The organism is uncultured Prevotella sp. (assembly GCF_946407605.1).
Taxonomy (GTDB): domain Bacteria; phylum Bacteroidota; class Bacteroidia; order Bacteroidales; family Bacteroidaceae; genus Prevotella.
This window is the reverse complement of record NZ_CAMJOS010000056.1, coordinates 1-8844: the sequence shown is the minus strand read 5'-3', so window position 1 is coordinate 8844 and position 8844 is coordinate 1. Positions and strand designations below refer to the sequence as shown.

The 8844-nt window shown below is 45.7% G+C and carries 6 protein-coding genes; 4 read left to right on the top strand and 2 right to left on the bottom strand.

The features are described from left to right. Window positions 1-629: 629 nt before the first annotated feature. A complete protein-coding gene (locus Q0R57_RS14170; protein ID WP_294749075.1) occupies window positions 630-3884 on the top strand; it encodes a helicase-related protein in 3255 nt (1084 codons plus the stop codon). A 3-nt stretch (window positions 3885-3887) separates the two neighbouring features. Then, the gene (locus tag Q0R57_RS14165) at window positions 3888-4568 is read left to right on the top strand and encodes a DUF4391 domain-containing protein (protein ID WP_294749073.1); all 681 of its coding nucleotides are present in this window, start codon (window positions 3888-3890) and stop codon (window positions 4566-4568) included. Between the two features lie 29 nt (window positions 4569-4597). Here Q0R57_RS14165 and Q0R57_RS14160 read toward each other — a convergent pair whose 3' ends face one another. Together Q0R57_RS14160 and Q0R57_RS14155 are read right to left on the bottom strand one after the other, a co-directional pair. Beyond that, window positions 4598-4738 carry a hypothetical protein gene (locus Q0R57_RS14160; RefSeq protein WP_294749063.1) on the bottom strand — a complete coding sequence of 47 codons (141 nt, stop codon included), beginning with the start codon at window positions 4736-4738 and terminating at the stop codon, window positions 4598-4600. A gap of 339 nt (window positions 4739-5077) precedes the next feature. Continuing rightward, window positions 5078-5323, bottom strand: a complete 246-nt coding sequence (locus Q0R57_RS14155) for a hypothetical protein (protein ID WP_294749059.1) — start codon at window positions 5321-5323, stop codon at window positions 5078-5080. Between the two features lie 73 nt (window positions 5324-5396). On the opposite strand from Q0R57_RS14155, the gene Q0R57_RS14150 reads away from it, so the two are divergent. Next, entirely contained in the window at window positions 5397-7364 is a 1968-nt protein-coding gene (locus Q0R57_RS14150) for a site-specific DNA-methyltransferase (RefSeq protein ID WP_294749071.1), read from the top strand. Window positions 7365-7367: 3 nt separating this feature from the next. Next, a partial coding sequence (locus tag Q0R57_RS14145) for a DEAD/DEAH box helicase family protein (protein ID WP_294749069.1) occupies window positions 7368-8844 on the top strand: 1477 nt, incomplete at its 3' end.

Sequence of the window (8844 nt, the reverse complement as noted above, 5' to 3'; positions counted from 1 at the left end):
AGCCGAGTGCAAAGATACAAAATTTTAAGGCCAAATGCAAGCTTTTTACAGAAAAAATTGCATTTAGCCTCAAAAAGTGATAGATGCCAAAAAAGTATCACTCATATTATCTTATTGATTATAATGTAGTTACATCAAAAAGTGATACTTTTGAATATTTTGTGTCAATAATAGTTGAATTGTCAAAATATGAGTATGGGAATAAGATTCCGAGTATTTAATAATATGTAAAAATGTGCTATGATGTGATTGTTCTCAATTTTAATTTGTATCTTTGCAGACAAGTACTGGCAAACCGTCGTAAACGACGCATGCGGCAAAGCATCCATCTCTGAGTGCAGAGTGCCGGTATGATTTTCGTTGGTAAATAATAGCATCAGCTATTTATTCAGAGACTCGTGAAACGTAGGAAATTTCATGATTGTGTTAGCTTGAATAAGTCAGTTGATGTCCGTGCGATAGCGCGGGCATGACTTGTATCTTAGCTACACGGGTAATCCTACGACCTCACGAGACGGGAGAAGAGCCATTGTTCGCGCTTCTTTTGTGTCCTGAGGTCTTTTGGTATTTACCTGTAAGCAACCTGAAGATATAGTCTGATTGCTCCTAAAACTATCGTATGGGAACAAATGGAACTACCCAGGCAGTTCGATAACATCACCTCTCATGTCATTGATGACTTGAAGGTGACGCTGCGCCAAGGCTCTAAGGTGTCGATGGCAGCAGCCAGTTTCTCCATCTATGCTTTCGAGGCTTTGCAAAAAGAGTTGGAGAAGGTGGACGAACTGCGCTTTATCTTCACCTCGCCAACGTTTAATAAGGAGCAAGCAAAGAAACAGAAACGGGAGTTCTATATCCCCAAACTAAATCGCGAGCGCACGCTCTATGGTTCCGACTTCGAAATCAAACTGCGCAATAACCTTACTCAGCGGGCTATCGCCAAAGAGTGTGCCGACTGGATTCGCCAGAAGGTACGCTTTAAGACCAACGTTTCGCAGCAGAATATGCCTGGTTTCCTGAATGTAAAAAACGAGGAAGACCTCTATACATACATGCCTTTCAACGAGTTCACTACCACTGAGTTAGGTTGTGAACGAGGCAATAATATCTTCCAGTTAGTTCAGAGAATGCCATCACCCATGTCAGACTCATACCTGAAATACTTTAATGAATTTTGGGAAGACCATGAGAATTTTACAGACGTGACTGATGCTATCATAGAAAATATCGAAAATGTCTATCGTGAGAACTCGCCAGACTTCATCTATTTCGTTACCCTCTATAACATCTTCAATGAGTTCTTGGAGGATATCAGCGAGGATGTGCTGCCCAACGAGGCGACTGGCTTCAAGAGTTCGCAGATTTGGAACAAACTCTATAACTTCCAGCGCGATGCAGCTTTGGCCATCATCAACAAGTTGGAGACCTATAATGGCTGTATCTTGGCCGATAGTGTAGGTTTGGGAAAGACCTTTACGGCCATCTCTGTCATCAAGTATTACGAGAACCGCAATAAGAGTGTGCTGGTGCTCTGTCCCAAAAAGCTCTATGAGAACTGGAACACCTATAAGGGCAACTATAAGAACAACCCATTGGAAAAAGACCGTCTGCGCTATGATGTGCTGTTCCATACAGACCTGAGCCGCGAACGGGGTATGTCGAATGGAGTTGACCTGTCTCGTCTGAACTGGGGCAATTACGACCTCATCGTGATAGACGAGAGCCATAACTTCCGCAATGGCGGTAAGGTGACGACTGATGAGGACGACGAGAACCCGCGCGAAAACCGCTATCTGCGCCTGATGAACCAGGTGATCCGTGCTGGTGTGCGGACGAAAGTGCTGATGCTTTCAGCCACCCCTGTGAACAACCGTTTCAACGACCTGAAGAACCAGTTGCAGTTGGCCTACGAGGGTAATCAGAATCTCATTAACGACAAGCTGAATACAGACCGTCCTATTGAGGACATCTTCCGTTCTGCCCAGATGCAGTATAATGCCTGGTCAAAGATTGAAGACCCCAAGGAGCGTACAACTGAAAAACTGCTTGATATGCTCTCGTTCGACTTCTTCCAAGTGCTCGATGCTGTGACTATTGCCCGTAGTCGTAAGCATATTGAGAAGTATTACGACACCACAGAGATAGGCAAGTTCCCAACCCGTCTGCGTCCCATTTCCAAGCGTCCCAAACTGACAGACCTTGATGATGCCATCACTTACAAGGAGATTGCCAACCAACTCGACGACTTGAACCTTGGTGTCTATGCCCCTTCAGACTATATCCTGCCCTCGAAGCGTGCCAAATATGAAATCGATATCGACGAGCGAGGGGTACACTTAGGTATGTCTGGTCGTGAGAAAGGACTGAAGAAACTGATGGCCATCAACCTGCTGAAGCGCTTGGAATCGAGTGTCAACAGCTTCCGCCTGACACTAAGTCGGATGAAGGAAATGATTGACGAGACTATTGAGGCGATTGACACCTTTGTCACCACCCGTCAGGATGTACGCTTGGAAGTGCAACAACTGGAGAATATGCTCGATGAAGACAGCGAGGAAGATGTGCTGATTGGTGGCAAGAAAACCAAGGTGGCATTAGCCGATATGGATTGCCGCTCATGGAAGCGCGACCTGCTGAAAGATCAGGAGATATTGGGCTTGCTGCTCGTAATGATCAAGGATATCAACCCTGAGCACGATAGTAAACTACAGATGCTCATCGAGAACCTGCGCGAGAAGTTTACACATCCTATTAATGGTGACAACAAGAAAGTGATTGTCTTCACGGCCTTCTCAGATACCGCACAATATCTGTACGATAACTTAGCCGCCATGATACTGGCGAAGACGGGGCTGCATGTTGGTTTGGTGACAGGCAATGGCATCCGTTCTACCGTTAAAGGTCTGCCTGCTGATTTCAATAGTGTGTTGACGCTCTTTTCACCTATCTCGAAGGAGAAAGATAAGCTGTTCCCAAAGCAACCCGAAGTCATCGATGTGCTGATAGCCACAGACTGTATCTCTGAGGGTCAGAACTTGCAGGACTGCGACTACCTTATTAATTACGATATCCATTGGAATCCTGTACGCATCATCCAGCGTTTCGGACGTGTGGATCGTATCGGCTCGAAAAACGATGTCATCCAGTTGGTCAATTACTGGCCAGACATCGAGCTCGACGACTATCTTTACCTGAAGGGTAGAGTAGAGGCGCGTATGGCTGGAATGGATATCACTGCTGGTGGTGGAGGCAATGTGTTGCTCTCGAATGAAGAACAGACTGATCTTGAATATCGTAAGAGTCAGTTGATGCGCTTACAGGAAGAAGTGGTTGATCTCGAAGATATGGACACAGGCATCAATATCATGGACTTGGGATTGAACGAGTTCCGTCTCGACCTGTTGGCTTATCTGCCTGAGCATCCTGATATTGAGCATACGCCCTTTGGCATGAGCGCCGTTGTGCCTGCGTCAGCCACAGCCAAGCCAGGTGTGATTTTCATCTTAAAGAACAGAAACAATGCTGTGAATATCGGCCATCAGAATCTGCTGCATCCGTTCTATATGGTGTATCTCTCTGACGAGGGTGAAACCATCATCAATCACTTGGCTCCCAAGCGACTGCTGGACATCATGCGCTTAGCCTGCAAGGGAAAGCATGAACCGATGATGGAACTCTGCCATCAGTTTAATCAGGAAACGGACAATGGCAGACGAATGACACACTATAGCGACCTGCTGCAAAAGGCTGTCGCCACCATCGTGGCGCAGAAGGAAGAGAGCGATCTTGAAAGCCTCTTCTCCTTTGGCGAGACCACAGCCCTGCAAGGTGACATCAAGGGACTGGATGATTTCGAGCTGATTTGTTTTTTAGTGATACGTTAGCCTATGAAGAATCTGCTGTCATATCCACAAAGCACCATTGTCGATAAGGTGGTACCCAAGACGATGTTCTACAAGTTCATGGAAGTGAACCAACGAATGAAGGTGCGCTTTGTGAATGATGTGGCGCAGATCAGCTGGCTCTATAAACTCTCTGCCAATACTATCAACGTCACTGCGAGTGAAGAGCTCATAGAAATCGATGTGTTTGTGGTGACGCTAAAGGCGCAGGATTGCCCCACGGATGTCTTTACTTTTATCGACACCAACATGCCCCATCATATTGTCTTCATTCTGAAATACGAAGATCAGTATATGCTTCTGATTAACTATAAGGAATGGAAGGACAATACCCACACGCAATTCAAAATCACCAAGTCGTTTGCGACTACGTGGATGAATCTAAACCAACTGTCATTAGCAATTCAGGGCCAGTCGCTGCCTCGTATCTATGACAATTACGTGGCCCAGGTCTCAGGCATTGGTGAGCATAAGGCTGGCGCACTCGCAGAGATTGTGGAACTGAAAAAGCGGATTGCTGCGATGGAATCAGAACTGCAATCCTTAGAAAAGCGTATGCGTAAGGAACCGCAATACGATGTGCAGGTGAAGATGAACAAGCTGGTGAAGGCTAAACGCCAGGAGTTGGCTGGGCTAAAACAAAAAATGGAGGAACTGAGCGTATGAACCACCCTTTATTCCTCCATAATGTATTCTCATTTTCGCATCAACTTGATGTACCATTCATCAGTTGGAAGTGCGCGATAATAATACTTTCCATCGCCACCCAGGTCCCATGGTTCTACTATCTCCCATTGACGATAGGGAAGTTTTCCAAATTGGTTTGTATGAATCATTGTCCTTACTCGACGACGAAACATACGATGACACATCTTTTTACCCTCTTTTTGCGATTTGCAACAACACCATGTGCTAACAGGTGTCTTTTTTCTACTTTTACCCATAATGTCTGTAATGTTATGAGAGGTCACAGACTCTTGCTGCGCCACCCGGTTAAACACTACAAGGCACCAGGATTGAAAAATTCTACAATCATAAAATATTTATTTAAGACTACGAATAATTTGGTTTATATATTCCTCAGAAACATTCTTTATTTCCTTCTTGTCGTAAATGGTAAGCAGGTTAATACAGCGCAGAAATTCTTCAGTATAGTTGAAGGTTACCATAGACTGCTACGCTTCGGCTTTAAGTTCCTCAACCAATGCGTCGAGAGAATGAAGATTCTTGCCTGCAAATCGCCCTTCTTGGGCTTCATTGTAACCTTTTGTAATAGTTTCTGTTATAAAGGCTTTCTCTGCTTCAGCATCAGTAGAGGATGTAACCATTCTGTCAATAGTTACACCTTTTATTGCCCCAAGTATTTTTTTCAAACTTGGGAGGAGACTTACATCCTCAATATTCAAAACAATCTGCATCATATTACTTCTGCTTATAATTCCGTTGCAAAGATAAAAATAAAAAGCGAAACAAACAAATAAAAATAATAAAATCATGCAAATAGAACATTTGAACAAAGAAACCACAGACGGAACGGTGCGCAATCTCGATGCGCTCTACCAGTTGTTCCCATCGTGTTTTACGGAGGCGCAGGATGCAGTAAGTGGCGATATGCGTCGAGTAGTCGATTGGGGCAAGCTGCGCGAGCTGCTTGGTGAGTATGTGGAGGACGGTGAGCCTGAGAAGTACGACTTTACTTGGGTTGGCAAACGAGCTGCCCAGCGCGAGGCGGCAGCACCTTGCCGCAAGACGTTGCGGCCCTGCAAGGAAGAGAGCGTAGATTGGGACACCACGCAGAACCTCTATATCGAGGGCGATAATCTTGAAGTGCTGAAACTGCTCCAAAACTCCTATATGGGCAAGGTCAAGATGATCTATATCGACCCACCATATAATACAGGTAATGATTTTGTGTATCATGATGACTTTGCGCAAAGTGCTGAGGAATACGATGAGCATAACCTCGATGACGAAGGCAACCGCTATCGCAAGAATACAGACAGCAATGGCCGCTTCCATTCTGATTGGTGTTCTATGATTTATGCGAGGCTGATGGTAGCAAGGAGCTTGTTAACTGAAGATGGAGTGATTTTCATTAGTATTGATGATAATGAGCAAAAGAACTTAAAGAATATCTGTGATGAGATATTTGGTGAAAATAACTATCTCGCACAAGTGGTTTGGGAAAGAGCGTATTCTCCAATTAACTTGATGAAACATTTTTCTCCTTCCCATGATTACATTTTGACCTATGCAAAGAATTTGGAATCTGCTGCATGCAACGGTATACCAAGGAGTAATTCGGCAAATGAGAGATATTCAAATCCCGACAATGACCCAAGAGGAGTCTGGAAGTCAAGCGATTTATCAGTTGGCCCAGCAGTTGAAGCAAATATATATCCAATTACAACACCATCTGGAAGAGTTGTGATGCCGCCATCTGGTTATAGTTGGAGGCTTTCTGAACAAAAATTTAAGGAATACGTAAAGGATAACAGAATATGGTTTGGCAATGACGGTAATAATGTACCTTCAATAAAAAGGTTCTTATCTGAACTTAGGAAACAAGGGATAACTCCTATGACATTTTGGAGATATGAAGAAGTTGGACATAGTCAAGACGCTACACAAAAACTAGCCAAACTATTCAATGGTAAAAAGTATTTTGATTATCCTAAACCAGTTGAGTTGTTAAAACGTTGTGTTGCTCTTTATGGTGACTCTGACACCATCATTCTAGACTTCTTCTCTGGCTCCGCCACAACCGCCCATGCTGTGATGCAACTCAACGCAGAAGATGGTGGCAATAGAAAGTTTATCATGGTGCAGTTGCCTGAGGAAACGGCAGAGGACAGCGAGGCTTACAAGGCTGGCTATAAGAATATCTGCGAAATCGGTAAGGAGCGCATCCGTCGTGCTGGAAAGAAAATCAAAGCAGACAGTCCGCTGACGACACAAGACCTTGATATTGGCTTCCGCGTATTGAAGTGCGACGAGTCGAACTATAAGCCTGTGGCGTTTGCTCCCAAGGACTACACGCAGGAGTCGCTCGATATGTTCTTGGATAATATCAAGGAGGAGCGCACTGGTCTCGACCTGCTCTTCGACTGCATGATGCGCTGGGGTTTGGAACTCTCATTGCCATACGACACGCAGAAGGTGGATGGTTGTACCATCTATAACGTGGATGACGGCAACCTCGTGGCCTGCTTCGACGGTGTGGTGACATCCGCCGTCATCGATGCCATCGCAGATACCCATCCCCTCCGCGTGGTGTTCCGCGACAGCAGTTTCACCGAAGCCGCCCAGAAGATGAACAATCCGCAAGAGCGAGAGCAATGGGAGCTTGCTCACTTTGCCGAGCCGAAGGATTGTGCAGCGAAGCTGAACCTCTTTGAGTTGTTCAAACAGAAGTGCGGCTGGACTGACCAGGAAGTGCAGAATAACGTCAGAGTGATTTAGCCTATGAAACTGAAATTTAAAAACCAACAATTCCAGACGGATGCGGCGAAGGCTGTGACGGATGTGTTTCAGGGGCAGAAGAATGCTGCCTTGCTGGAGTTTACGCACGACTTGGGAACAGATAACGGTGGATTCTTCGATGCCGTAGGTTATAAAAACCAGCCCATCGAGGTGTCCTATAGCGAAGTGCTGAACCATATCCGTGAAATACAGATGGCGGCTCAGTTGAAACCCACGGAGAGTTTCGACAGGGCAGACTTGCGACTGACCATCGAGATGGAAACGGGAACGGGCAAGACCTATACCTATATCAAAACGATGTTCGAACTGAATAGGCTCTATGGCTGGAGTAAGTTTATCATCGTGGTGCCCAGTATCGCTATTAGGGAGGGTGTCTGCAAATCGTTCGAGGTGATGAGCGAACACTTCGCAGCAGAATATGGCAAGCGCATACAGAGCTTTGTCTATGACAGTTCGCAGTTGACGAAGATAGACCAGTTTGCCAGCGACAGCAACATGCACGTGATGATTATCAACACACAGGCTTTTGCTGCAAGAGGTGAGGATGCGCGCCGTATCTATATGAAACTGGATGCCTTCCGTTCACGCAGACCTATCGATGTGATTGCTGCTACGAACCCGATCCTGATTATCGACGAGCCGCAGAGTGTATTGGGGGCTGACAAGAAAAACGCCACACGAAACCGATTGAAGGAGTTTAACCCGCTCTTTACCTTATTATATAGTGCCACCCATAGGGCCGATGACATCGTGAACATGATCTATCGACTGGACGCGATGGATGCCTATAACAAGAAGCTGGTGAAGAAGATCTCTGTGGTGGGTATTGAACAAAAAGGCTCTACGGCTACCAATGGCTATCTTTACTTGGAGAGCATCGAACTCTCAGAGGGTAATCCTCGTGCCAGAATAGGCTTTGATAAGCGGGTAGGTAATGGTGTGAAGCAGGTGACGCAGTTGGTGGCTGACCGCTTCGATATCTATCAGAATTCAGGTGAATTGCAGGAGTATGCTGATGGCTGGCGCGTGACAGAGATTGATGGCTATAATCGTTGCATTCATTTGCAAAATGGTATTACTCTCTCTGAAGGAGAGGTGATGGGGGCTGTGAATGAACAGGTGATTCGTAAGGCTCAGATTCGTGCTACCATCCTGGCACATATCGAGAAGGAACGGAAACTGTTCCGCCAAGGCATCAAGTGCTTGTCGCTGTTCTTTATCGACCATGTGGATAACTATCGCGAGGCTGATGGCGGTAAGGGTGTGTATGCGCAGATATTCGAAGAGGAATATGAACGGATTGTGGGAGAGCTGCAACTGAGGTTCTCTGATGACCCTGAATATGTGAAGTATCTGAAGAGCTTTTCGCCAGATCAGGTTCATGATGGCTACTTCTCGCGCGACAAGAAGAATAATGTGGTGGAGTCGAAGGCGAAAGAGTCAGAGAACGAACTACGAG

Excerpts from the sequence above, each read along its gene's own strand:
- Q0R57_RS14170 (WP_294749075.1), top strand. The coding sequence starts at position 630 with ATGGAACTACCCAGGCAGTTCGATAACATCACCTCTCATGTCATTGAT.
- Q0R57_RS14165 (WP_294749073.1), top strand. The coding sequence starts at position 3,888 with ATGAAGAATCTGCTGTCATATCCACAAAGCACCATTGTCGATAAGGTG.
- Q0R57_RS14160 (WP_294749063.1), bottom strand. The coding sequence starts at position 4,738 with ATGATTCATACAAACCAATTTGGAAAACTTCCCTATCGTCAATGGGAG.
- Q0R57_RS14155 (WP_294749059.1), bottom strand. The coding sequence starts at position 5,323 with ATGATGCAGATTGTTTTGAATATTGAGGATGTAAGTCTCCTCCCAAGT.
- Q0R57_RS14150 (WP_294749071.1), top strand. The coding sequence starts at position 5,397 with ATGCAAATAGAACATTTGAACAAAGAAACCACAGACGGAACGGTGCGC.